Raw genomic sequence first — 25,463 nt, 5'->3', positions numbered from 1 at the left:
GTAAATCATATACACTCTTAGTGTCCAAGTTCATTAAGGGGCTTATGAGGAAGATGGACACGCTCTTAGTGAACTAAAAGGACTTGAAAGACTCCAAATTGAAAAATGCAAACAACTTACTGATCTAACATTTTTGATAGGCAATCGTACGATAAAAGAATTACAGGTTTCAGATGTTGATTCTCTTGAGTTTGTGAAATCTATGAATAATTTAGAGAAAATAAATTTTTGGAATTGTAAAAGTGGAGATTTATCGCCATTGTTAGAGTGCTCATCACTAAGAGAGGTTTCATTTCACCCTGACAAGAGACATTACTCTCACAAAAAAGATGAAATAAATAGTTTGTTGCAAGAAAGGAACTCCAATTAGTTGTCCTTGGTGATCGAGGATATGTGCTTGAAGAATTGAAAGTTTCCAAAACATATTTGAAGAAGACGTCATAAGTTCTTTCTTTACATATGTTTTTTTGTTAGAAAAGAGAGTCATACAATAATGAAAGGTCCGCTCAAGCTATTGCAGTAACTACGACATGTCTTGATTGAAGCACAGTCTTCTACAAGAGAAGGGGATTTCTATTTACACAAAATTATTGACGCTACCAAGGTAGGACAGTAGATCTTATTTAGGATGGGATAATTAAATGTCCAAAGTAAAATATGAAGAAGAAATGTTAGGCATAATTAATGATTTAGAGGCATCATCAGAAAATGCACTTTCTTTAATAAAAAAAGTGTATAAGGAGACTTGTGCTGAAATTGGTGTTGATCGAATTTGTTTTTTTTCTAATCCTTCTGTGATGGAAAAATTAATAAAAATTGCATGCAATTATGAAGCGGATGAAAAAAATTTAGAATTGCTTGTTAGAACACTAGTTATGATTTCCGAGAGGTTTAAGGTTAATACTCAAAGTTTATATGGTTTTTATATGAGACATGCTGAATCTAAAAATAAATCGATTAAATTTGTCGTAGCTACACGAATAGCTTTTTTACCGCAGTTTGATAACTATGAAAAGAAATGGGGATATATTCTTTCAATTCCAAAGATACCCCCTAAGAAGGATTCTATGCGTGTATTTCGTCTAGTTATCCAGCATAGAATTGATGAAGTTCCAGATGAATTAAAAAAAGAAGTAATTAATGTAATGAGGAAATTTCTTGATAAAGAAAATTTAGTTGCAGATACTCATAAGCTGTTTGCAAATATTATCAAGAAATTGAGCAATAGTACAGAAGATTTAAAAACATGACTGTACAATTAAATACCCTTGAGGATGGAACACAAATAACCGATGGCATAAGTGATGTTTGTTAAGATGTTAGAGTTAGAAGGAGGGGGGGAACTCATGATAAAAAATGTGTGGAAAGCTAATCAAGTCATTAGTATGGAAACGAGGTTGAAGGACGAAGGTAGGAAGAATAATATTTATGTTTTAGCACAAATGATTGGTAAAGCCCAACTGCTGATTTTTGATTTATACAGTGACGATAATAATTGGGGTGATGTTGATTTAAACGAAGTCCCTATTTTATTTTGTACGTCCGTAACAAGACAGTTTATTAACAATAGTAATATTTATAAACAAAGCATTAAACCCCTTACAAATTACAAACTCCCTACGTATAAAATAGAATCTTTAGGTATGGGAAGTAGACATGTGACGGTATGGAAAGGAACAACAAATGAGCGGAAAGTATTGATACTGGGTCAAGGTGGAGGCAGGTTAATAGAAGAGGACATGTCTACAGGTAGTTATACAACGAAAATAATTATGCCTTCAATTCCTGTAATCGATAGCGAGACCATAGATAAATATGAATTAACCAATGTCCGGATTTATCCAGAATTTAATGAACGATTATATCTTTGTTATAAGTTTGGGGAAAACGTAGATCCTTTAAAAGATCTGATTTTCGATAGACCAATTCCTTTAGAATATAAAGATTATATTGATATTATTTCTTCATAAAAACTCTATTGAATGAGTTTACTTGTTTTTGATACTGTAGTGGTCTGATTATATGTCAGAGGTGAAATTAATGAAAAATACGGCTTTGTTGTTGGAACAAGGTTATTGTTCCAGCCATTTAAAAAATGCACAATTGCAAACTGAGAGTTTAACACTAGAAATCCCTTTTAATGAAACTATAAGCGAATACGATATTTGTAGGTTTAAATTAATTGTTGAAGAAGTGAGGAATGAAAAACAATTATTATTGGACTCCGCTATATTAGGTGAAAAAGTATCAGAAATAACATATAAAAATGTATCGTTTTTGGAAAGAGACTTTGTTCTTTATACACATGAAAATAATTTGGAGTTACTTAAAACTAGCGAAAATGAGATTATTCAACAAGCTCTTAAAGATGGGGTATTGCATGAAAAAAATTCTTACCAGAAGGATTGCATAAAATTAAACGGGAAATATGATATCAAGATTCAAGTTTTTCGACAAGGGATTCGTCATCCTGAGTTTTTATCATCAGAATCCCCTCAATATGTTACGGATTATGAACAAAAAATAGAAACAATTACTGTTTATGTGCTGATATTTAGTAACTCTATTGATATTAATAAAAATAAAAAGTTTGCTAATTCTTCTGTTTACGGAAGTTTGGGGAATCTGGGATTCTTTATGGTTGATCTTAAACTATTTAGTGAATTTATAAAAAATGAAGTTGGTAATGAGCCAATCAATCTTGTTGATTTATTTACTACAACCGATCTAGTTGATAAAAGTTTTGAAGAAGGTATGCTGATTATTACTTGGGGGATTAAACCTTGGCATTATTATATTCAAACGATGAATAGTTCAATTATATTTGATGAATGCATAGTCAGTGGAACCTATAAAATTAAAAAAGAGATAAAGGAGTTATCTGTTATTCCTGGTGATGAATTGCTCACATGGCCAGCATGTCTTGAAAAAGAATGGCCAATCATTCGATTGGAAGGTGCTGGTGAAAAAATTGATCTTTCGCTATGTACTTGGTCAGGTGCACTTGGAAACGAAATAATTCCTATGTATATTCTTCAGAGAAGTGAAGACAAGGTAGAAAATATAGAACCGATTATTAATTACAGTTTCTTCTGAAATCATTTCAAAGTCTACGACAACATCTAAAAGATAAGCATTCATAAAAGCCCTGTGAGAAGTAATTTGGGACTGCCCAAATAAAGATGCTAGGACGAGCAGAATAGACTGAGAGGTATACATATGGAAAAATTCCTAAGAACAAAGTAAGAGGAGTTTATTATGGAAATAGGAAAAAGGCTTAGCAGTCAGCTAGAAGGACATAGTATATCTGAAATCGTTTATCGTTTTATTACGGAGCCTACTACATTTGAAAACAGTGTATATGATGAATCCTATGACATACTAAAAAGATATTGCAATAACATATCTGGGGATGAGAAGTATGATACGATTTTATCATATTACATAGAAATCCTTAATGAACAAGAAGTTGAATTGAAGTTGTACTTTTCAGAAAAAAAACGATACTTGCATGCGATTGAATTCTATGAAGACTCTCCGAATTTATTTGACTTCCAAGAATGTCTAGAGTCCAAGGATATTCACGTATATGTATGTAAATATGAGGATTTCGATTGGGAGTATGGAGTAATTCTCCTTAATAAAACAAAGGCGTTAGAATTTAGAGTAAATCAATCTTTAGGGAAATATGAAATCTTTCAAATCGAAGCTCCTCATGTTGGGGAAGATAAGGTCGAACGTACATCGAGTAGGATGAGAGGGATTCAAACCGCATATAAAGAAATCAGCTTTCAGGATTTGCAAACATCTCGTTTTTGGAAAGTGAAAAGTAGGAGGTGGAACTCACATGAACAACCATTCTAAAGGAAACAATAATAGATTTCTGAATCATGATATTTGTTTTGAGGAATCTTGGAAGACGATATCAGTATCCCAAATAAATGAAGTTGTACCTGATGAGTTTCCAGGTAAAAAAGATTTTATCGCGTTTTACCTTGCTAATAATGGCGGGGTTTTTACTAAAGGAGCATATATTTATCCTGATCATTTTTATGAAATAACAAACAAGGATTATTTATCGATAGAGATTGGGAGCTTCTTTCATATTCCGTTAATTGAAGACGAAGAGGATTCTTATTTCACGATGTCTATGGAAAGAGCAAAAGATAGAAGGGCAGATTATTCTGAGGATTTTGAAAATTTCACTCTATTTCATATCCCTTTTGCCGACAATCATGCGGATAATGATTTTTGGATTGATATCCAAACTGGGGAAATTAAATATATGGATTACGAAGAGAGTTATGACCCTGATGATGCATTCGTTGTAGCACCTTCCTTCTTGGAATTTTGCAAGCACATTCAGGCACAACGTAGGGAATAGATGATGTTATCATCATTCCACATAGTATGTTTCACAAATTGATTCAGATTAATATGACAGAGAATGATTAGCGGCAATAGCAAAGAGGGGCGGTGAGCCCCTCTTTCATTTATCTACACTTCACTCTCTTCCATCTCTCTAATCGACTCGGCGACCTTGGCCATCATGGAGCATTCAATCCGTTTGCGGAAAACGTCACAACTAAACTCATAGGATCCGTTGATGGAGCCTGTCGCATGCAGGGCATTGGCAGGACACCCGCCGCTGCAGTAGAGCTTAGCCCAGCAATTCTGGCACTCCGGCTTCGTGTAGCAGTTGCTCTCTTTGAATTGGCACTGCAGCTCAGGACGCGTGACGCCATCCCAGATGTTGCCCATGCTGTACGCTTCATCCCCGACGAACTGGTGGCAAGGGAATAGTTCGCCCCATGGCGTAACGGCGAGATATTCTGTACCTGATCCACAGCCCGTGATTCGCTTCTGGATGCAAGGGCCTTCTGAGAGATCGAGCATGTAATGATAGAAAGTGAACCCTTTGCCTTGTTCACTGCGCTTAATCATTTCCTTGGCGAGAATTTCGTACTGATTATAAATCTCCGGGAGATCCTTCTCGGTAAGCGCATAGGGTTCCCGTGGATCACAGATGACAGGCTCCATCGAGATTTTGTCAAAGCCAAGATCTGCGATATGGAAGATGTCATTGGTGAAGTCGACATTATTCTTCGTATACGTTCCCCGAACATAGTATTCATGATTTCCGCGCTTTTGAACGAATTCCTTGAACTTCGGCACTATGGAATCATAGCTGCCCTTGCCGGTGACGGTGGTGCGCAGCCGATCATGAACCTCTTTTCTTCCATCCAGGCTTAAGACGACATTGTACATTTCTTGATTTAAAAACTCGGTGACCTCATCGTTGAGCAGCATCCCGTTCGTTGTGAAGGTAAAGCGGAATCTTTTCTTCCATTCCTTCTCCTTGCTTCGTGCGTACTTTACAATCTCCTTGACGACTTTCCAAGCCATAAGCGGTTCCCCGCCGAAGAAGTCGATGTCAAGATTTCGGTGATGACCCGAATTTTCGAGCAGGTAATCGATTGCTCTTTGTCCAACCTCTACGCTCATAATTGCTCGATCGCCATTGTATTTCCCTTGGCTGGCGAAGCAATATTCGCATGACAGATTGCAGGTATGCGCGACATTAAGACAGAGCGCCTTTACATACGTTTTACGTGTTTTTAAATGAATAGACAGCTCCTCATACGCATCCTCGGTAAAAAGCTGCTCATTCTTAATAAGTTCCTCGACCTCTAAGATCGTCTCTCGAATAATTTCTTCTGAATATTGTTTTTCCTTCATTAACGATAGGATTTGTTCGGGTGTTTCCTGTTCATAAAGTGCAATGATCTCATACGCCAGGTCATCAACAACATGCACAGAGCCACTATAGGTGTCGATCACGATGTTGTATCCGTTCAGTTGGTATTGATGAATCATACTGCGAATCAAGCTCCTTTTTGTCTACAAATTGCAGGTGGTTTCCGTAGAAACAACTTCGCCGTCCTTGGAAGGACGGCGGTGAGTTTCATTGCCTATTTGTTATTTGTTCATGTCATTCTCACAACGTTGATTGGCTACGCCGCAGGAAGTCTTGCAAGCAGACTGGCAAGATGTCTGGCATGCGCCGCATCCGCCGTGTTTTGCAGTGTCCATCAGTTTGCGTGTGCTTAGTGTTACGATTCTTTTCATCATGAATAACTCCTCTACCATTTCGTGAATGCGAATAAACTTGCTACGTTGAACTATGGTAGCAACAACTTTGGAGGTTCAACAATCAAAAAGGTCACACCATTGATTGGTGTGCATATAATTACGCTTCGTTTAACTCTATCTACTATCCAATCCGAAAATAAATGAACACTTTTGCCAACAACATGGAAGGGGATTCACCTATACTTGTAGAATATTGTATGTCAAATAATTGGAAATTTTGATAGAAGACTACGAATACCTATATTCGGTGCCGGGAGGTGGATGGTCGACTTGCGAGACTCGAAATGATTTGCTCTATAGTAATTTCATATCAATTACTTATTCATTTTATAGATGCAGTCGAGAGGATCATGGTGTGGTTTTACATGGGTGGTTGGTCGTAGATGTGATCATGAATAACAATTCCGAAGCAGAATGAGACAGAGGTGTAATATGAAGAAATCCATACTTTTTATTCTATTTAGTGTGCTTTTTCTGATCGCTTTGCCGAATCATAGTGACGCGGCAGCTAAGCAAACGAAAATTATTTTGGATGGTGAAGAGTGCGTTCTCCCTGAGAATGCTGAGGTCGTAAACCTTAACAATAACGTGATGATTCCCATTCGTGTAGTTGCTGAAAATTTGAAGTTTAAAGTGGACTGGCAGCAAAAAACGCAAAATGTGAAAATCCAGCAAAACGCCAAGGTGATCTCATTAGCAGTTGGTAAGAAAGAAGCGTTAGTCGATAATGAGCAAAAAACGCTGAGTTTCGCACCGCAAAATATAAAAAACACAGTGGTTGTCCCCATACGATTTGTAAGTGAAGAGATGGGGTTGAAAGTAGGCTGGAATAACGTAGACAAAATCGTCACGTTGGATCGAATCAACTCCGATTCAGACTCTCCTCCTGCAGCAGGTGAAGAGTCTGAATCGGAATTACATCATGTGAATGACATTCAATTTGCAAACAATCAACTGGTTGTTTCTTTAGATCAGGAAGTTACTCCAGTAATCTCTCAATTGACGAGCCCAGATCGGATCGTTGTTGATCTGCCCCATACTGCATTTGGAGGGTCTTTGGCTGAATCCCTCGGTTCTAAATCGGTAGGTAAATTAGATTTAAGTGGGGTACCCAATGTTACGGAAGTAAGATATTCGTTATTTAATCAAGACCCGGCTCAAATTCGAATTGTCATTGAGTTAAATCAAATAAGCAATGTACAGTATACTTCCGAATGGATCGAAGGCCAATTAATTGTTGATCTGAATATGAATGGTGATCTCATTACTACCAATCCCGATGCTGTGCTTCCTCATTCAGGTGCCAAACTCGTAGTTATCGATCCAGGTCACGGCGGTAGCGATCCGGGGACATCGGGTTATTCGAATCAAGTTGAGAAGGACTTTACGTTAGCATTGTCCTTGAAAGTCCAAGCACTGCTCTTAGAGGAACCTGAAATCAAAGTTGTCATGACTCGTGAAACCGATGTATATCCTACTCGTACAGAACGTGTTCAATTGGCCAATACAGGTAAGGCGGATGTATTTGTATCGATACACGGCAACAGCGTGAAGGATTCACCCAAAACGACAGGTACAGAGACGTTCTACTATCAACGAAGCAGCAGTAAAAGTCTGGCTGAAGTGATTCATAGGCATTTGATCGAGGCTATCGGGCTAAAGGATCGCGGTGTGAAAAATGGCGACTTGCAAGTCATTCGAGAAACAACAATGCCGGCAGTCCTGTTAGAGATTGGATTCCTAAGTAACCCTGAAGAAGAAGCAGCACTATTATCAGATTCTTTTCAAGATAAAGCTGCTCAAGCTATTGTTGATGGAATCAAAGAATATTTGGGGAAGTAAATCGGTGAGGATGTGCTGGTATGAAGCAACGTATGTCGATTACGATTTTGATATTGGTTATCGCAATAGTAGCGACAGCCTGTGGAGGCAAGCCTGCTACAAAATCAGGGGCGGCTTCAACGTCGAACGAGGGGATTTATTCGCCCGCAAATGGAACGGATAAGGCAGTAGATAAAGCTGAAAATCAAACGGAGGAGATTGTCGTTTACTTCGTGGATTCTCAAGTAACGGAGTTAAAGCAGAGTAAGATGGAAATTCATTATTCGGATAGTCTGGACAAATATAAGAAAGTATTTAAAGCTCTACAAAGCAACAATCCTGCTGATCTTCTATCCTTATGGAATAAAATCGAGTTAAACGCAATGAAATTCCACGAGGGCGTTTTAACAATTGATGTGCATATTCCAGGCGAGGCGAGATTAGGAGCTGGCGGTGAACTATTGGCTTTGGGTGCGCTCAAGGAGACCCTATTTCAATTTAAGGAGATCGAGAACATCGAACTTCTTAGTGATGGAAAAGCTCTAGATAGCTTCATGGGGCATGCTGAACTGGAACATCCCATTTCTCGTAATAAGGCTGAGTAAAGAAGTATGCGCCTCTATATGGGCAGCTGCATAGGATATACGGTGGTGATGAAAAACAGTACGAGGAGAATGAATATGTATCCGTGCAATTACCAACCGTGGCATTATCCTTCTCATTATCCCCAGGACAGCATGAACCGGTGCTATAGTTGGAATCCGTATGATTATAGCTGGAACAATCATCAGTGGCCTTTTTCAAGGAGCAATATGGTGTTGAAGGATTACGGAGGCCAGCCGTTCGTCGTTGATATTGAGCAGGCAGCTGAGCAAAACAAGACGTATCGTACGGCTCTGTGGACGGGAGAGCACTTGCAAGTGACGTTGATGAGTATTCCAGTCGGAGGTGATATCGGCTTGGAAATGCATCCGACAACCGATCAGTTCATACGGATTGAAGAAGGGCAAGGGCTTGTGAAGATGGGGGACAGTAAGGAGAAATTGGACTTCGAGCAGCACGTCGATGGTAATTATGCCATCATGATCCCGGCAGGCACATGGCACAATGTCATCAACATTGGGTATAGACCGCTTAAACTCTACTCGATCTATGGCCCGCCCAAGCATCCGTTTGGAACCGTTCATCCAACGAAGGCGAGTGCCATGGCCGCAGAAGGCAGCCATAGCTGAAATATCTCGTTATGGAGCCGAAATGATGAGACTAGTTGTTATCACGCTCCACCAAGCGATAAGCGAGGTGGAGCGTTTTTGCATTTATGATCCAGTTCACAAAATAAACGTTATGGGCGTAACTGATACGCCTCCGGTTCTTTTGATATAGTTAGGCTGTAAGCCAAGGTGGTCATTACCACTTCCGAAGTGCAGGGACTTCCTCTGTTTCCTCGCACATCTGTTCTAGCTTCTGTAAATTGAGGATATATATAAATTTCTGACGAATGTCGATCAGTCCTTCGCTCTGAAAGTCACTTAGGGTTTTGGAGATGGATTCACGTGTAATCCCCACCATATTGCCGAGCAGGGCATGATTGATTTTCATATCAATCTTGTAAGCGGTTCCATCTTCTTGACCAAAATTATAGTATAAGTCCATAATTTGATTGGCGACTTTCGTTCGCACATCACAGAATGTCATATAACGGATCATGCGATTCAAGACGCGCACCCGTTGAAACATAATCCCGTATGCTTTGTGGAGAACAGAAGGATATTCCTTAATGATTTGCAAAAAATCTGGTTTACTAATCTGCCAGGCAATAAGCGGTTCCAGCGCTTCGATGGTGCAGATCCGATGGTTATCGCCAGAAATGGCTTCGGCTTCGCCGAATATTTCACCCGCGAGTTGAATGCTGAGCACAACTTCCTTCCCATCTTGAATCCGGTATATTTTGACTTTGCCGGTTCGAAGAATGAAGATCTCATCGCTATGGTCATTTTCAAACATGAAAACATGATTTTTTTTATAATGACGTTCTTTAAGCATTGGTGCGATACGTGCAGCTAAATCACCAGGTGGAATCTCAGAGAAAAGTGGGATTTGAGCAATGTCTATCATACGTCCAGATCCTTTCATAGTGAGATCAGGACTATTGTAACATGGTTTGACCATAAGTAATAATCAGGAATAATTGGATGGAGGAAGAGGAGAATTGAGGGTGCGAGCGAAGGAACTGTTCCAAATTCGGGACAACGAGACCAATATACGTACGGAAATGCTGGCGGGTCTGACTTCATTTATTACAATTGCCTATATTATTGCGGTTAACGGGGCTATCTTAAGCATTGCGGGCATGCCGTATGAAGCCGCAACAATAGCGACCGTACTGTCTTCAATAGTCGGATGCATGCTAATGGCATTCTGGGCGAAATCACCGCTCATTCTGGCGCCAGGTATGGGGGATAACGCATTTTTTGTGTTTACGTTGGTGGCATCCTTCGGCCTGACGTGGCAGCAGGCACTGGCAGCGAGTTGTATCGCAGGTGTTCTGTTCTTTGGCATTTCGATGACGAGAAGCGCCTTCTATTTGTCGCAGACGATACCCGTATCAATGATACGAGCCCTGACGGCAGGAATCGGATTGTTCATTGGATTTCTAGGATTGAAGAATGGCGGCGTGATCATACCCAGTGAGAGTACGTTCGTGCAATTGGCGAGCTTCAGCGATCCGTATGCGTTAACGACTCTATTGACGCTTGCTCTCGTAGTACCGCTGTTTTTGCGCAGGGTTAAGGGAAGTTTTCTGATTGGAATCCTTGCAGGAACACTGATTGGGGGAGTTCTTGGTATTGTCGATTTCTCGAAAATGGATAGCTTCACGTTCTCCATGGCGGGGTATGAGAAGCTGCTGTTTGCTTTTGATTTTAGCCTGTTGAGCAGTTTTCATTTCTGGATTGCCGTATTTTCCTTATTGATGGTCATTCTCTTTGCGAATATGGGGGCACAGTTAGGCATGCTGCCGGATCATTCGAAGTTCAAGCGTTCATTTCAAGCCAATGCGTTATCCATCATTACGGCATCCATGCTCGGATGCAGCCCGACGACTACGGTTGCTGAATCCGCAACAGGCATTGCGGCTGGGGGGAGATCTGGATTAACGCCATTTATCGCAGGTTTGCTGTTTATTCCGGCATTGTTCGTGATTCCGATCTTGAAATTGATCCCGAATGCTGCGATTGCACCTGTGCTTATCATTGTGGGCTGTTTGATGATGCAAGGGGTCAGACATATTCAGTGGGATGACTTGACGGAGGCTTTTCCAGCGTTTCTGATGATGCTCGTGATGCCGTTATCATTCAGTATCGTGAATGGGATAGCATGTGGCTTCATAGCCTATCCGATGGTCAAAATCGTCACGGGGCGGCGCTCTGAAGTCACGGCCGCCATGTATGGGATTGCAGTATTGTTCTTGATCTATTTTATCGTGAGGCAGTAAAAGATTTTTGTGTAAAATTTTGTCTAAATATGGTAAGCTAGGCGGAGAGGATGGTTGGAGAGGGGGACGTGCCGTGAGATTGATTGCCATCACCCGAATATGACGCATCGCGTAGGCTTATGCCTGATGCGCCCATATTCGGGTTTGTTACGGTTACGGTGAAGCAGCATTACCCTTGGCGGATCGCTGTCTCCAAAGCCACTTCAATCATATCGTTGAACGTCAATTGCCGCTCTTCAGATGTCGTCGCTTCACCTGTTAGGATATGGTCGCTTACTGTGAACATAGCTAGTCCGTTAATTTGATGCTTCGCCGCCAGCGTGTACAATGCTGCAGTCTCCATTTCAACAGCCAACACGCCGTAAGCGCCAAGCTTAAGCATCGTTTCCTTGTCATTGTCCTCTGTATAGAAGATATCAGAACATAAGATGTTCCCTACACGCAGATTTAGTTTCTTCTCCATGCCGATATCGTACGCTGTCTTGATGAGATCGAAGTTCCCAATCGGCGCGAATGCATAACCTGGGAACCGGTTCGTATTAAGTGATGAATCCGTACATACCGCTTGGGCGATAAGCACGTCGCGCAGCTTCACATCATGTTGAATCGCGCCGCATGTTCCGATGCGAATGATCGTCTTCACATCATAATCTTGAATCAATTCTGTTGCGTAGATCGCGAATGAAGGAACTCCCATCCCAGAACCTTGCACAGAAACAGGCTTCCCTTTGTATGTCCCTGTGAATCCAAGCATCCCGCGGACTTGGTTGTGGCATTTCGCATTTTCCAAGAATGTCTCAGCAATATACTTCGCACGCAGGGGATCTCCAGGCATTAAGGCAACGGGTGCGATTTCACCTTTTTTAGCTTCTATATGTACACTCATTGGAACGTACCTCCTTTTTCATTTTCAAGCGCATGAATCATGAAAACGCTTTACTCCAATACCCTATCATACGTGTACACATCAATTCAGTAATGCAAGCTATCGCTTTTCTGTGAAGTAGATTACAAAAAAACAGTGCAGCGTTTAACTGAACTTCTTCTACGCTCCATCTATAATCGAGTTGTCTCCAGCTTTTGTGTACCACCTGCGTTGGTCAGGCGAATGAGCGCATACACGATCGCATATGCTGCGCAGCGTGGGGAGATCAACAATTTTGATCGTTTTCTGTTCAATCGAGATGATCCCTTCTTCTTGGAAATCCTTTAATACTTTGGATACGGATTCGCGGGTTACGCCGAGCATATTAGCAATGACATGATGCGTTAATTTATAGCCAATTATGTAAGCGGATTCACCTTCGGCTTTCCGTCCTAGGTTGCAATACAGGTCATAGATGAGGTTCGCCGTCTTCAGACGAGTGTCAAGGAAGGAGATGTACTGGGCTTTGCGATTGAGAATCCGGATGCTCTCTACGAGCAGCCAGTAACAGCGTCGCAGCACGCTGGGATACTCGTCCAGAATGGTCTGGAAATCTTGCTTCTTCAAATACCAGGTGTGCACGGTTTCCATAGCAGCGATGGAGGCAATGCGGTAATCATCATAATGGATGGCTTCGATCTCGCCGACGACATGGCCAGGGAAGGCAACGCCATATATGATTTCTTTGTCTTCGAACAAGCTATATATTTTAATGGATCCGGATCGAATAAGGAACACATCGCCATTATGATCGCTCTCGTAGATAATAACTTGATTCTTGCGGAATTGCCGTTTGCTGAGCATAGGCATAATACGCTCTACTGCTTCATCTGATAGTTCTTCAAAGATTGAAATGCTTCTTATGTCTGTAATCATCATAGATGCCCTCACTTTCCAATATATGTGGCATGTTAGAAAATCACCGAAGCTAGTCCATAAAAGATAGATTAATAGAGCCGTGTTGAGTGTTGAAACGAAGCTTTTTACTGTTCATTATGACCGTGATGCGGCTGAAATTCAAGGCAAGTGAAGCCCATTACCGTTAATGAAATAGATTTTCACAAATAATGTGTCGGAGGGTCTAGAGATGAAGAAAAAGATGAATCTTTTACTTGTATTCGTATTGATGGTTTCCATGGTGTTATCCGCATGTGGCGCGAAGAATGAATCCAAGAGCGGAGCTGGCACAGCTGGAGAAACTGGCGGCAAAAAGCTCAAAATCGGTATGGTTACTGACTTGGGTAGCGTCAATGACAAATCCTTCAACCAGAATGCATGGGAAGGATTGCAGAAGTTGAAGGCTGACTTTGGATACGATGTCAAATACGCGGAACCCAAACAAGATTCTGAAGTCATCCCCAATTTGAATCAATTCGTCAAAGGCGGATATGACCTCACATGGGCGACAGCTTATACATTGGATGGCGCCATAACGCAAATTGCCAAAGAAAACCCGGATGCGAAGCTTGGCATCATTGATTCCTCCATTGTTGTGCCAAACGTTGCAGCTGTTTCCTTCAAAGAACAAGAAGGGGCCTACTTAGTAGGGGTAATCGCTGGCTTGATGACCAAATCGAATAAAATTGGCTTCGTCGGCGGCATGGAAATCCCTCCAATCCAACGCTTCGCAGCCGGTTTCCGTGAAGGGATCAAAGCCGTAAATCCGAATGCACAATTATCCGTGAACTATACAGGGCAATTTACACGCGTTGATATGGGGAAATCCGCTGCGGCGACGATGTACAATGACGGCGCAGATATTATTTTCCATGCTTCAGGATTGACAGGCAACGGCGTATTTAACGAGGCGAAAGAGCGTGTCTCCCAAGGGCAAAAAGTATGGGTTATCGGGGTAGATAAAGACCAGTCTTTGACGTTCGGCGATGAAGTAACCTTAACGTCCATGATCAAGAAAGTTGATGTCGCTGTCTATGAAATCTCGAAGCAACTAGCAGAAGGCAACTTCCCAGGCGGTAAAGTGACGAACATGGGTCTCAAAGATAACGGTGTTGACATTGCACCAACATCCACTAAGAACGTTCCGGCAGATGTATTGGCGAAAGTAGAAGAATACCGCAAAAAAATTATTGACGGTGAAATTGTCGTACCAGAAATTTAGAGCAAAGAACCGATTGGAACCGAAAAGCTCCCCTCGCTTAATCAGCGGGGGGTTGTTTCTGGAGGAGGAAGGAGCCAAGTCTAATGGTGCATACAGAGACGGTATTGGAGTTAAAAGGAATCACAAAGCGATTTGGTGACGTCGTCGCGAATGAAGACATCTGCTTTGCCTTGAAGAAGGGCGAAATTCATGCCTTGCTTGGTGAGAATGGTGCCGGCAAGTCGACATTGATGAATATCGTATTCGGATTGTATCAGCCAACAGAAGGCTCTATTTGGGTCAACGGACAAGAAGTGATTATGGATACCCCGAACCGGGCGATTGAGCTGGGAATTGGGATGGTGCATCAACATTTCAAGCTTGTACAGCCTTTTACGGTCACTGAAAATATCATTCTCGGCATGGAACCGAAATCCGGTCTGAGAACTGATTTGAAGAGTGCTTCAGCTAAAATTCGGCAATTATCGGAGCAGTATGGCCTAAATGTGGATCCTGCTGCCAAGATTGAGCATATTTCAGTAGGAATGCAGCAGCGGGTAGAAATCTTGAAGACGCTGTACCGCGGCGCAGATATCGTCATCTTGGACGAGCCGACGGCGGTGCTGACACCTCAAGAGATTACGGATCTGCTTGCCATTATGAAGCGGCTTGCGAGTGAAGGCAAGTCCATTATTATCATCACGCACAAGCTGAAGGAAATTATGGAGGTTGCGGATACGTGCACCATTATTCGCCGGGGGCGCGTGATCGACTCGGTTATGGTCAAGGATTCCAGCCCTCAAGAATTGGCTGAGAAGATGGTGGGCCGCGAAGTGCGGTTCAAGACGGAGAAGGCTCCAGCCAATCCGATGCAGCCCATTCTAAACGTAAACAACTTACACGTTCGCAGGGATAATGGACAATTTGCGGTAGACGGCCTCTCCTTCCAGGTTCGTGCGGGTGAAATCGTCGGCATCGCGGGGGTCGATGGGAACGGCCAAACCGAGTTAATCGAAGCATTGACAGGCATGCGGCGTGTAGAATCGGGCGAGATTCAGTTGGACGGCGTCAATGTCGTGAACAAGACTCCGCGTGAGGTTGGCCGAGCTGGAATGTCGCATATTCCGCAGGATCGCCATAAGCATGGTCTGGTGTTGGACTTTACCGTGCCGGAGAATGCAATCTTGCAGACCTATGATAAGCCTGAATTGACGAAGGGCGGACTTATGGATCACAAAGCTGCGTTAACGCTCGCCGAGAAATACGTGAGATCATTCGATATCCGTATTCCCGGATATGAGGTACCGGTACGTGCAATGTCCGGAGGCAACCAGCAGAAATTAATTATCGCGCGGGAAATTGATCGGCATCCCAAGCTGTTGATCGCCGCACAACCGACACGCGGCCTCGATGTTGGAGCGATTGAGTTTGTCCATAAGGCGCTCATTGCGGAACGCGATAATGGCAAAGGCATACTTCTCGTATCCTTCGAATTGGAAGAAATCATGAACGTAGCTGATCGAATTATCGTGCTCTTCAATGGTCAAATCGTAGGAGAAGCTCGTCCGGAAGAAACCAATGATCAAGAGCTAGGATTGATGATGGCGGGCAGACGACAAGGAGGCGAATCGAATTGAATCGTGTGAACAAGCTTCTGCGTCAAGAATCGATCTGGATACCGGTCATTTCCATTGTGATTGGGATTGTCATCGGCGCGATTGTGATGCTGATTGGCGGATATGATCCATTGCTTGCCTATTCTTCGTTGATAGATAAGATTTTCGGTAGTGTCTATGACATCGGTGAAACGCTGCGTTCTATCGTCCCACTGATTCTATCAGGTCTCGCGGTTGCGATCGCATTCCGCGGCGGGATGTTCAATATCGGGGTGGAAGGGCAGATCGTGATGGGCTCTCTCGGGGCCTTGATGGTCGGAAATATGCTGGAATTGCCGCCATTCATTCATGGGATCGTAGCGATACTCGTCGGAACCTTGTTCGGTGGAATATGGGGGGCACTGGTCGCCATATTCAAAGTCAAACGCGGGTTGAATGAAGTTATCTCGTGCATCATGCTGAACTGGATTGCCCTATATATTAGTCATATTGCAATCAAATCGTACATGGCTGAAGCAGGCACATCCCGTTCACAAATGATCCATGAATCTGCGGACATCCAGATTCCGTGGTTATCGGATCTGCTCAGCGGGGCTCGTATTCACTGGGGATTCTTCATCGTCATCTTCATCCTTATCGGTTATTACTATTATATGAACCGCACCAAGAAGGGCTATGAGATTCGTGCAGTAGGATACAATAGGCATGCTGCGGAATACGCAGGGATGAATGTATCTAAGATTGCGATTCGTACGTTCTTTATCTCTGGCGCGCTTGGCGGCTTGATTGGCACGTTCGAAGTGCTCGGTGTATTTAAGTATATGGCGATTACGCCTAATACTTCTGGGATTGGGTTCGATGGAATCGCGGTAGCCCTGCTCGGCATGAACACGGCAGTTGGGGTAACCTTGTCCGCAGCTCTATTTGGCGGCTTTTATTATGGTGCGCAAGGAATGAGCTTCGGTGCCGATGTGCCTCCTGAAGTGATTAAGATGGTAATCAGCATCATTATCTTCTTCGCGGCAGCTCCAGGAGCCATCCGCATGTTCATCAAGATGTTCAAACGCAAATCGAAGCGGGAGGAGGGGTAAACCATGGATATTCTAGCCAATCTATTGAATGGAACATTCGTGTTTGCCACGGCATTGATCTTTGCCGCACTCGGCGGGGTGATCGTCGAACGTACCGGTGTTATTAACCTGGGACTTGAAGGGTTTATGGTATCGGGAGCCTTCGCTGCTGCGGTTACGACGCATTATGCGGAGAGTGCGGGGCTTGGCGGTGCTTCGCCTTGGTTAGGTCTCCTCGGTGCTATGATTTTCACGCTGATCTTCTCCGGCATTCATGCACTTGCTTCGATAAAATTTAAAGCAAATCAGGTAATCAGCGGGATTGTCGTCAACTTGCTGGCGGCGAGCTCGACGTTCTTCATGGTCAAGCTCTTGTTCGATGGAGCAGCGGAGACGCCGATCATTGAGGTGTTTTTTAAATGGTCCATCCCATTGTTGAGTGACATTCCGTTCTTGGGAAAAGCATTCTTTACGGCATATCCAACGACCTATATCGCTTATATTTGTGTATTCGTGGTATGGTTCGTCATGTATAAGACACCGCTTGGCTTGCGGATGCGCGCGGTTGGGGAACACCCTGGGGCAGCTGATACGGCAGGTGTGAAGGTCAATCGTCTTCGTACGTTATCCATTCTGGTTGGGGGATCCATCGCTGCCCTAGGAGGCGCAACGGTCGCCTTAACGGCGAACAGCAGCTTCGCGCAGAGCACGATTTCCGGTCAAGGCTTTATTGCCCTTGCCGCGGTCATCTTCGGGAAGTGGAACCCAATAGGGGCGTTTGGCGCAGCGATTTTCTTCGGATTTGCCCAAGCGCTCAAGGATCAGGTTGTCATCTATGATTGGGCGAAGACGATACCGACCGAAGTGTTCTACATGCTTCCTTACCTGTTGACCTTGCTGGTGCTGCTCTTCGCAGTTGGGCGTACGAGCGGACCAACCGCACTCGGAGAGCCGTACGATCCGGGGAAAAGATAGAGCTTATTTCGATTTCGTCCATGTGAAGAAAGTATAATAAAATAGATAGCATCCCCTCAGAGGTAATTGGAGCAACCAATACCTTCTGGAGGGGATTTTTTTATTTGAAAGTCTATATTCGAATCATCTGTTAAACTACACACAGTTCCCTAAGCTCCTCTAAGTGAACAGGTCAAAATTCCGCGTTTCTTTTCATCCTTGGCAGGTATAATGGTGGGAGCGTGCTGCCCTAACAAACGGAACATGAAGACTGGTCAGGATAAAGGCAATGTTGATGGTGTTAGTTAGTTAGTTAGTTTATATTTGGTTGAAATTTCCTGCCGTCTTTGCTACAGTATTGGTATCTAACAGGAACGGAGGGTTATGTGTGATAGATTGTTCCCGATAAGCCAACCATGCAAATTGCATTCATTGGTTCTTTGTTTCTCTGCCTGTCAGCAGAGCAATCGGGATGAGTCTGTCCATATACCGTCTAGTCCATGTCTTGGCGAGTGTCGCAAGGATTTGCCTGCGTTTTTTATCGAGGGCTTCTTTGGCGCTGTTCGAACATGGACTTATACAGGGATATTCCTATCCGATTATAGTTGGCACAGGCAGAGCATTTGTCTGTGTTTTTTTATTTTGGTTAGGGGGGGGATTTTCGATGACAACACAGGAACTGTTCAATCCTGAAGATCGGAAGAATAAGAAGAGACGCGTGTGGCTGATTACGGGCGCCAGCAAGGGGCTGGGCTATGCATTTGCCAATGCTGCGCTAGAAGCAGGGGATCAGGTTGTAGCTATCGCCAGAACCGTCGGGAAGTTAGAATCACTGAAAGAGCAATACCAAGATGCACTGCTATTTTTACGGCTTGATATCCGGGAGCGGGAATCCGTATTTGCAACCGTAAAGGCGGCGGTAGAGCATTTCGGGCATCTTGATATTGTCGTGAACAACGCGGGCACGATGACGTTAGGCATGGTCGAGGAACTGAGCGAAGCCGATGCAAGAGATCTCATGGAAACGAATTTTTTCGGGGCGCTATGGGTTTCTCAGGCGGTATTCCCTTACTTGCGTGAGCAGCGGTCAGGGCATTTGATTCAAATTTCCAGCATAGGGGGAGTAATCTCAGGTCCAATGACAGGCATGTATAGTGCAAGCAAATTTGCACTAGAGGGCCTAAGCGAAGCGTTGGCGCAGGAAGCAGCCCACTTTGGGGTGAAGTTGACGCTCGTGGAGCCGGGCGGGTATTGGACGGATTTATACAGCACGATGAGCTATAGCCAGCCATTAGAGGCTTACCATTCTCTTCGAGAAGAGCTAGCCCAACAGTATGCGGAAAGTTCGATAGATAGCGATCCTACATTGGCTGCCGAAGCGCTTATGAAGTTGGTGGATAGCGAGAATCCGCCTTTGCGGCTTATTTTGGGAAGCGCGATTTTTGATATCGCCAGAAACACTTATAAGGAGCGTATTGCGACCTGGGAAGCGTGGGAAGCGGTGAGCAGAGCGGCGGAACAGGGGATTCCGGCACCGCCGGGGGAGGGAGACACCGAGGTATAAGAAGAAGTAAGAGCAAGTAAGAGTAAGTAAAAGTACACGATGCTTATCGTCACCTAAAAAATAGAAAGCCGTTTCTCGGTATGTACTGGGAAACGGCTGTCATTTATCCGAACTATGTCGCTTATTTAATGGAGGATTTACTTGATAGAGGTAACAAACAGTACTCTGCTTCCGCCTCTTCCGTCATAGTTCGTATGTACGGGCACCCCATCTATCTCGCCGTCTCCTTCTTCGATTCGGAAGCCCATCCGCGTATGAAATGCGATCGAAGTCGTATTAACGGGTGAAGTCAAACAGCGGACGGTGTCGCAATCGTATTGCCGTACGGTATCGAAGAACGTTTCGTACAGCCTTTTCGCGATCCCGGACTTTCGATGATTCGGGTGAACACCGATAAAATGGATATAGGCCTCGTTCGGGTAGGTTTGCGACACGAACCCAATTAAGAAGGCGATCATTTCCCCGTCTTGTTCTGCAATAAAGCTCGTTTGTTGAAAATGGACAAAAAACAATTTTGGCAGCATATCAGACATATTTCTGCCACCCCACCAATCATTAAGAACAGAAAGCACGCTCGTATAATCGGACGTTCTCACTGCACGAATGTTCATACTCAGCACCTCACTTATGCGAATAATAGATAAATTTTACCATGAATTAAGAAAGGGAGCTGTATATATTCTGTGGTCGCAAGATTGCATCGCATAAAAGAACGGGTTTATAGATGTCGTAATACTTTTACCATGTTCATTGCATTGGAAATAAGCGAAGATAGAGGCAGAAGGAAGTATCGGGAAAGGGGAACAGTACGATGATTATTTCTTTTGACCAAGCGGCACCATGGAAGGGGAGACCTTCCATTTATTCATACATACGAGATCAAGGGGAGTCAGTAAATGGCACTTTGCCGGATGACGACGAATTCTGGGCTGACAGCAAGTTACGGTGGGCATCAGGTGCTTTGGACGGAGTGCTCAGTCACCATGCAGCAGGCAGTGAGCGGGAGGAAGAGGTAGACGAAATCGTCGAATTACTGGCGAAGCATTCTCAGGAGATGAAGCATGCTACGCGAAAGGCCCTGTATATGAAGCTCGCTACGGCTCAAATAAGCAGCATCATTGACGATATATTGGAGCAGATACGTACACACCCGGGCATAAGTCCGGAGCCCTTATTCCATGAAGCGGTATGGCTCTCTGAGCATGGGGCACATCGCAATGTCGTGAAGTTCGGGATTGCGCTGCTCGGCTTATTCCAAAATGAACACGTGAAGGAGCTGCTTCTTACTCTAGGCAGACATGATGAGTTCACGCTGTATGCGGCCGTCGCGATTCAAAATGGAATGGACGACAGCAACGAGGTGCTGTGGGAATTAGCCAAGCATGTTCATGGTTGGGGGAAAATTCATCTCGTTGAGAGGCTGGAGCCGGCGACACAGGAAATTCGAGATTGGCTGCTGCGCTATGGATGCCAGAACAATATTATGGATGAATATTTGGCATGCATATGTGCGAGAAATGGAGGCTTGCAGGAGGCGCTATCCGCCGACCAGGTTGACCGCGAATTGTATGACGGTGCGACGGATATCATTGAAGCTTTGTTAAATGGAGGTCCCGCAGAGGATATCGATGATTATGAGTATGCTCCACAAGTGTTATCGGATTACGTAAGGTTGGCGCGAGAGATGTGTTCCACGGTTAAGCATCTGTCTGTCATGCTCCATCTGCACGACTTCTTGGCCCAAGATGAGGAGAGAAGGAACGAGCGAATGTCTGCAGGATGGACGGAGCAGCTTAGAACCGATACGATAGGAGCAGTTCAAGTAATCATTGCCCAGTCGAAATGGAAGGAGAACGTGCTGGAGGCAATTGAATCAGGCGAATCGGTGCATCGCTATTACGGTATAGCATGCGCAGGGAAGCTCGGGATAGATATTTGGGAAATCCTTTATCATCAGCTTGCGGAGGATCCACTGCAGGATTCCCTTTACTTGCAGCTCATGAAATCGGAAGACCCGAGCAGAATTCAGAAGCTGGTTCAGTTCGCAGAGGAACGTCTGCCGCTGCAGCATATCGCTACAGGTCCGGGGGATGAGATGGGGCTTGGGAAAGAGTATATTGCGCATCAATGCTTAAATAGCATCTTGCAGAGCTTGGAGCGATTCGCTGGTATTGGAGAGAGGCTCGTTAAGGCTGGTCTAAGCAGTCCTGTCGTTCGCAATCGGAATATGGCGCTACGGGCGTTGGAAGGCTGGGACGCTGCTTCATGGGGCGAGCAGCTCATTGGGGCGGTCGTACATTTGTCGGAAATTGAGACTGAAGAAGCGGTAAAAGAACGAATTCAGGCGCTGCGAGAAGCTAAAGGCGTTTGAATGTAAGAATAGAAATCATATTTTACCTGGAGTTGAAGGAATATATGGCATATCAACATATAGATGGCGTACGTGTGTGGGGCAACCCGGAGGAGAGCGCCGTTGCGCAAGCGAAAATGTGCGCTAAGACGGGTAATGTGGTTCAAGCCCTGCTGATGGCGGATCATCATAAAGGATACAGTCAGCCGATAGGCGGGGTCGTAGTCTATGACGGGCAAATCTCGCCTTCAGGTGTCGGGTATGACATTGCCTGCGGGAACAAAGCAGTCCGTACTCATTTGACAGCAGAAGATATCAAGCCTAGATTGCCGAAAATCATGGACAAAATCGCCCGCAAAATCTCCTTCGGGATGGGGAGAGTCAATAATGAGAAAGTGGATCACGATCTCTTCGATGATCCGGACTGGAACGTCTATCAAGCGATTGGCAAGCAGGAGCATGACAAGCTGAAAGCATTGGCTCGCAATCAGCTTGGTACCGTCGGAAGCGGCAATCATTTTGTAGACTTGTTCGAGGAAGTAGGGACGGGACGCCTATGGGTTGCGAATCATTTCGGGAGCAGAGGATTCGGGCATAAGACGGCGAGCGGATTCATGAATCTGGCTGTCGGACGGGAGTTCCTTGCCAGTGCTCCAGGAGAGAAGATGGATCAGCCTCCTATCCTGCTTGATCTGAGCAGCGAGGTTGGAGATATGTATTACCGTGCCATGAAGCTGGCTGGGCGATATGCCTATGCAGGACGGGATTACGTAATCGAGCAAGTGCTGGCGATTCTGGGTACGGATGCTGATCTTGAGGTGCACAATCACCATAACTATGCTTGGAAAGAAACACATAACGGCAAGGAAGTCATGGTTGTCCGTAAAGGGGCGACTCCTTCCGCACCGGGGCAGGTCGGCTTTATCGGCGGCAGTATGGGCGACATATCGGTAATTGTGAAAGGCAAGGATAGCATAGAAAATAGGGATGCTTATTACAGCACCGTTCATGGCGCGGGACGGATCATGAGCCGGACGCAGGCGGCAGGCAAAATGAACTGGAAGACCCGAACTCGAAGCGGTGGCAAGATTACGACAGAGCAAATGATGGAGGCCGTGCGCACATTCGGCGTAGAGCTGCGCGGAGCGGGTACGGACGAGAGTCCGTTTGTGTATCGGAAGCTGCAGGAGGTATTGGATGCACATGCAGAAACGATCGAAGTGATGCACACATTAAAGCCGATCGGCGTGTGTATGGCCGGAGCAGATGAGTTCGATTCGTATAAGGATTAGTTAGCGTGTGGTAGCACACAATTGAAGCAAAATGGAAGAAGAGCGCTCTGATACGGAATAGAGCGTTCTTTTTCTTTTTTTTGTTGTTTGCAAAATCCAATACTTTACAATTTAATTAAATTCTATGATAATCAAGAAATATATCATATTTTATGGAGGTGCTTCATGAATCAAGTCTATATAACAAGTATAGGTAAATTCCTTCCTGGCTCTCCGGTTAGTAATGATGAAATTGAAGATTATCTAGGCAAAATTGGTGGTAAGACCTCAAAGACCAAGCGGATCATCCTTGAAAAGAATCAGATAAAATATCGCTACTACGCAATGAACAAAGAACAACAGAGCTTATATACGAACGCAGAAATGGCTGCTCTAGCAATACGAGATGCACTAGAACGAAATGAAAACATAGCAGAACAGGATATTGGCTTCCTAGCAACAGGAACGACGAGAGCCGATTTGCTTCTTCCTGGTTTTGCGAGTATGGTACATGCCGAAGCGGGCTTGCCTGTAATGGAGATATCCTCGCACAACGGCTTATGTGCAAGTGGAATGCAGGCGTTTAAATACGCCTACTTGCAAATTAAATCTGGCGAACAAGAAGCAGCAGTCGCATGTGCCAGTGAGTTTCTGAGCCGTGAATTTAAGCATACGAAGTTTGAGGCGCAGTCTGTACATTGCAATGGGCGTGTGCCGTTCGACACGGACTTTTTGCGATTTATGCTGTCGGATGGTGCAGGCGCGGTTATATTGCAGGACAAGTCCTCCGCGAAGGGGTTATCGCTGCGCATCGAATGGATTGATAACAAGTCCTATGCAAATGAGTATGACGTATGCATGTATTCGGGTATGGATAAGGACAGTGGAATATCTTCCTGGCTTGATTATGCATCCATTCATGAAGCGGCGGATCAAGGGGCGCTAAATCTGAAGCAAGACGTCAGACTGGTTAATGAAATCACGACGGTAGGTGTTCGTCGATTTTTGGAGCTGGTGCAGGAAGGCCGGATTGAACCTGAGACCATCGATTGGATGGTTTGCCACTACTCGTCGCATTTTTTCAGAGATGAGATATTCCGGTTGTTAGAGCAGGGCGGGGTAACAATACCAGCAGAGAAATGGTTTACGAATTTATATACAAAGGGAAACACGGCTTCCGCTTCGATATACATCATGCTGGAGGAGCTCATGAATGAGGGGCATCTAATGGAAGGGCAGCAGGTACTGTGCATCGTTCCCGAAAGCGGTAGATTCCAAACCTCGATTATGATGCTGACAGTAGTTGGGCCTTCGGTCGAAGAATAGAATTGGATAGATGGCATTTCTAGATAAGTGGATCATCAAGTAGGCAGGCAGAGAGTGGGGAGCCACTCTCTCTTTTTGTAATTTCAGAAGTACGACAAGGGGGAGCGCTCCCCTCATAGAGGTTGGACACCCGTCAACTTCAAGATAAATACAAGGAGAATAACCACGCAAATGCCTAGAGGAATCGAAGCAAATGTCGCCCCAACGATTGCTATCCCTCCGCCTCGCGCAGAATGTCTCGCTCTGATCCCTAATGCAAATCCAATTATGTTCAAGATAAAGGACGTAATCATGACGGGCTTTAGTTTGGACGTGAATATGGAGTTATACTTGATCACCTCGTTCAGATGATTCAATATGTATAGAAAAGACAGGATACCAAGTAGGCTGAACATAAGGGAAGCAACTGCTTGCCCCTGTCTATTTACGGGAGCCTTGGAAGGTGAGACAGGTTTAGCAGCAGGTTTGCTGGTCGATGTCTTAGGAAGTTCTGTCACTTTTTCCGGCTTCCCTGACTGTGAGTTGATCGAAGCAGGGCGAATCGTTCTGGGCTGCTCACGAGTTCTACGATTTCTGTCAGGCGCTGCTGTTCTGCTGGGTGATCTCATTGTGGTTCTGTTGATAGGTTTTACTGGCGTTCTAGATGGACGCTGCTGCACAATTTGTTCTCCTTTCGTAGGAGGATTAGGTTTTAGGAATCAGACAATACTATATATGTAATCGGCAGAATGGAGTCAGAAACTTTGTTGATTTTATTTCTCCATACTTTCTATCGGATTAACCCCATAAATTTGGACACATAGAAACTAATTCTTTCTTTTT

General features: G+C 44.3%; 24 protein-coding genes. 17 read left to right on the top strand and 7 right to left on the bottom strand.

The genetic code is table 11. From position 1 onward, the window contains the following. The first annotated feature begins 641 nt into the window (after positions 1-641). From PBN151_RS29775 to PBN151_RS29755, 5 genes are all read left to right on the top strand, one after another. Complete coding sequence (locus PBN151_RS29775; RefSeq protein WP_072732201.1) at positions 642-1,250, top strand: hypothetical protein; 609 nt, start codon at positions 642-644, stop codon at positions 1,248-1,250. 66 nt (positions 1,251-1,316) lie between these two features. Then, the gene (locus PBN151_RS29770; RefSeq protein ID WP_227775226.1) at positions 1,317-1,970 is read left to right on the top strand and encodes a hypothetical protein; all 654 of its coding nucleotides are present in this window, start codon (positions 1,317-1,319) and stop codon (positions 1,968-1,970) included. Positions 1,971-2,040: 70 nt separating this feature from the next. Further along, positions 2,041-3,096, top strand: a complete 1,056-nt coding sequence (locus PBN151_RS29765; RefSeq protein WP_072732199.1) for a hypothetical protein — start codon at positions 2,041-2,043, stop codon at positions 3,094-3,096. Between the two features lie 162 nt (positions 3,097-3,258). Next, on the top strand, positions 3,259-3,864 hold the full coding sequence (locus PBN151_RS29760; protein WP_072732198.1) for a hypothetical protein: 606 nt from the start codon (positions 3,259-3,261) through the stop codon (positions 3,862-3,864). Next, a complete protein-coding gene (locus PBN151_RS29755) occupies positions 3,848-4,384 on the top strand; it encodes an SMI1/KNR4 family protein (protein ID WP_072732197.1) in 537 nt (178 codons plus the stop codon). The genes PBN151_RS29760 and PBN151_RS29755 overlap by 17 nt, the downstream gene beginning before the upstream one ends. Positions 4,385-4,497: 113 nt before the next feature. On the opposite strand, the gene scfB is transcribed toward PBN151_RS29755, so the two are convergent. Further along, positions 4,498-5,877, bottom strand: a complete 1,380-nt coding sequence (gene scfB, locus PBN151_RS29750; RefSeq protein ID WP_072732196.1) for a thioether cross-link-forming SCIFF peptide maturase — start codon at positions 5,875-5,877, stop codon at positions 4,498-4,500. A gap of 102 nt (positions 5,878-5,979) precedes the next feature. After that, entirely contained in the window at positions 5,980-6,129 is a 150-nt protein-coding gene (scfA, locus tag PBN151_RS29745; protein ID WP_021255503.1) for a six-cysteine ranthipeptide SCIFF, read from the bottom strand. Between the two features lie 456 nt (positions 6,130-6,585). Between scfA and PBN151_RS29740 the strand changes: the two genes are divergently transcribed. The 3 genes from PBN151_RS29740 to PBN151_RS29730 all read left to right on the top strand — a co-directional run bounded on the left by PBN151_RS29740 (position 6,586) and on the right by PBN151_RS29730 (position 9,206). Beyond that, the gene (locus PBN151_RS29740; protein WP_072732195.1) at positions 6,586-7,995 is read left to right on the top strand and encodes an N-acetylmuramoyl-L-alanine amidase family protein; all 1,410 of its coding nucleotides are present in this window, start codon (positions 6,586-6,588) and stop codon (positions 7,993-7,995) included. A gap of 20 nt (positions 7,996-8,015) precedes the next feature. Continuing rightward, the gene (locus PBN151_RS29735) at positions 8,016-8,579 is read left to right on the top strand and encodes a GerMN domain-containing protein (RefSeq protein WP_072732194.1); all 564 of its coding nucleotides are present in this window, start codon (positions 8,016-8,018) and stop codon (positions 8,577-8,579) included. Between the two features lie 75 nt (positions 8,580-8,654). Then, positions 8,655-9,206 carry a cupin domain-containing protein gene (locus PBN151_RS29730; protein ID WP_072732193.1) on the top strand — a complete coding sequence of 184 codons (552 nt, stop codon included), beginning with the start codon at positions 8,655-8,657 and terminating at the stop codon, positions 9,204-9,206. 175 nt (positions 9,207-9,381) lie between these two features. Here PBN151_RS29730 and PBN151_RS29725 read toward each other — a convergent pair whose 3' ends face one another. Continuing rightward, positions 9,382-10,089 (bottom strand): Crp/Fnr family transcriptional regulator, encoded by a 708-nt coding sequence (locus PBN151_RS29725; RefSeq protein ID WP_021255499.1) that lies wholly within the window; start codon positions 10,087-10,089, stop codon positions 9,382-9,384. A 94-nt stretch (positions 10,090-10,183) separates the two neighbouring features. Between PBN151_RS29725 and PBN151_RS29720 the strand changes: the two genes are divergently transcribed. Next, on the top strand, positions 10,184-11,467 hold the full coding sequence (locus PBN151_RS29720) for an NCS2 family permease (RefSeq protein ID WP_072732192.1): 1,284 nt from the start codon (positions 10,184-10,186) through the stop codon (positions 11,465-11,467). Positions 11,468-11,636: 169 nt separating this feature from the next. Here PBN151_RS29720 and deoD read toward each other — a convergent pair whose 3' ends face one another. Beyond that, on the bottom strand, positions 11,637-12,353 hold the full coding sequence (gene deoD, locus PBN151_RS29715; RefSeq protein WP_072732191.1) for a purine-nucleoside phosphorylase: 717 nt from the start codon (positions 12,351-12,353) through the stop codon (positions 11,637-11,639). Between the two features lie 159 nt (positions 12,354-12,512). Beyond that, entirely contained in the window at positions 12,513-13,271 is a 759-nt protein-coding gene (locus PBN151_RS29710) for a Crp/Fnr family transcriptional regulator (RefSeq protein ID WP_227775224.1), read from the bottom strand. Between the two features lie 208 nt (positions 13,272-13,479). Between PBN151_RS29710 and PBN151_RS29705 the strand changes: the two genes are divergently transcribed. From PBN151_RS29705 to PBN151_RS29685, 5 genes are all read left to right on the top strand, one after another. After that, positions 13,480-14,511 (top strand): BMP family lipoprotein, encoded by a 1,032-nt coding sequence (locus PBN151_RS29705; RefSeq protein WP_028532627.1) that lies wholly within the window; start codon positions 13,480-13,482, stop codon positions 14,509-14,511. An 83-nt stretch (positions 14,512-14,594) separates the two neighbouring features. Further along, a complete protein-coding gene (locus PBN151_RS29700; protein WP_021255494.1) occupies positions 14,595-16,127 on the top strand; it encodes an ABC transporter ATP-binding protein in 1,533 nt (510 codons plus the stop codon). Beyond that, complete coding sequence (locus tag PBN151_RS29695; protein WP_072732190.1) at positions 16,124-17,197, top strand: ABC transporter permease; 1,074 nt, start codon at positions 16,124-16,126, stop codon at positions 17,195-17,197. The genes PBN151_RS29700 and PBN151_RS29695 overlap by 4 nt, the downstream gene beginning before the upstream one ends. Positions 17,198-17,200: 3 nt before the next feature. Then, complete coding sequence (locus PBN151_RS29690) at positions 17,201-18,151, top strand: ABC transporter permease (RefSeq protein WP_072732189.1); 951 nt, start codon at positions 17,201-17,203, stop codon at positions 18,149-18,151. Positions 18,152-18,794: 643 nt separating this feature from the next. Further along, positions 18,795-19,694 (top strand): SDR family oxidoreductase, encoded by a 900-nt coding sequence (locus PBN151_RS29685; RefSeq protein WP_072732188.1) that lies wholly within the window; start codon positions 18,795-18,797, stop codon positions 19,692-19,694. Positions 19,695-19,831: 137 nt separating this feature from the next. Here the strand turns inward: PBN151_RS29685 and PBN151_RS29680 are convergent, their stop codons facing one another. Continuing rightward, the gene (locus tag PBN151_RS29680; RefSeq protein ID WP_072732187.1) at positions 19,832-20,305 is read right to left on the bottom strand and encodes a GNAT family N-acetyltransferase; all 474 of its coding nucleotides are present in this window, start codon (positions 20,303-20,305) and stop codon (positions 19,832-19,834) included. Between the two features lie 200 nt (positions 20,306-20,505). On the opposite strand from PBN151_RS29680, the gene PBN151_RS29675 reads away from it, so the two are divergent. From PBN151_RS29675 to PBN151_RS29665, 3 genes are all read left to right on the top strand, one after another. Next, entirely contained in the window at positions 20,506-22,065 is a 1,560-nt protein-coding gene (locus tag PBN151_RS29675; RefSeq protein ID WP_072732186.1) for a limonene hydroxylase, read from the top strand. A gap of 44 nt (positions 22,066-22,109) precedes the next feature. Then, positions 22,110-23,336 carry an RtcB family protein gene (locus tag PBN151_RS29670; RefSeq protein WP_072732185.1) on the top strand — a complete coding sequence of 409 codons (1,227 nt, stop codon included), beginning with the start codon at positions 22,110-22,112 and terminating at the stop codon, positions 23,334-23,336. Between the two features lie 165 nt (positions 23,337-23,501). Continuing rightward, entirely contained in the window at positions 23,502-24,641 is a 1,140-nt protein-coding gene (locus tag PBN151_RS29665; protein ID WP_072732184.1) for a beta-ketoacyl-ACP synthase III, read from the top strand. Between the two features lie 113 nt (positions 24,642-24,754). On the opposite strand, the gene PBN151_RS29660 is transcribed toward PBN151_RS29665, so the two are convergent. Further along, positions 24,755-25,300 (bottom strand): hypothetical protein, encoded by a 546-nt coding sequence (locus PBN151_RS29660; RefSeq protein ID WP_072732183.1) that lies wholly within the window; start codon positions 25,298-25,300, stop codon positions 24,755-24,757. Between the last annotated feature and the right edge of the window lie 163 nt (positions 25,301-25,463).

The organism is Paenibacillus sp. NAIST15-1 (genome assembly GCF_001894745.1).
Lineage (GTDB): Bacteria > Bacillota > Bacilli > Paenibacillales > Paenibacillaceae > Paenibacillus_B > Paenibacillus_B suaedae.
Note: the sequence above shows the minus strand (reverse complement) of the source record. Positions and strands in the feature narration are given on the sequence as shown.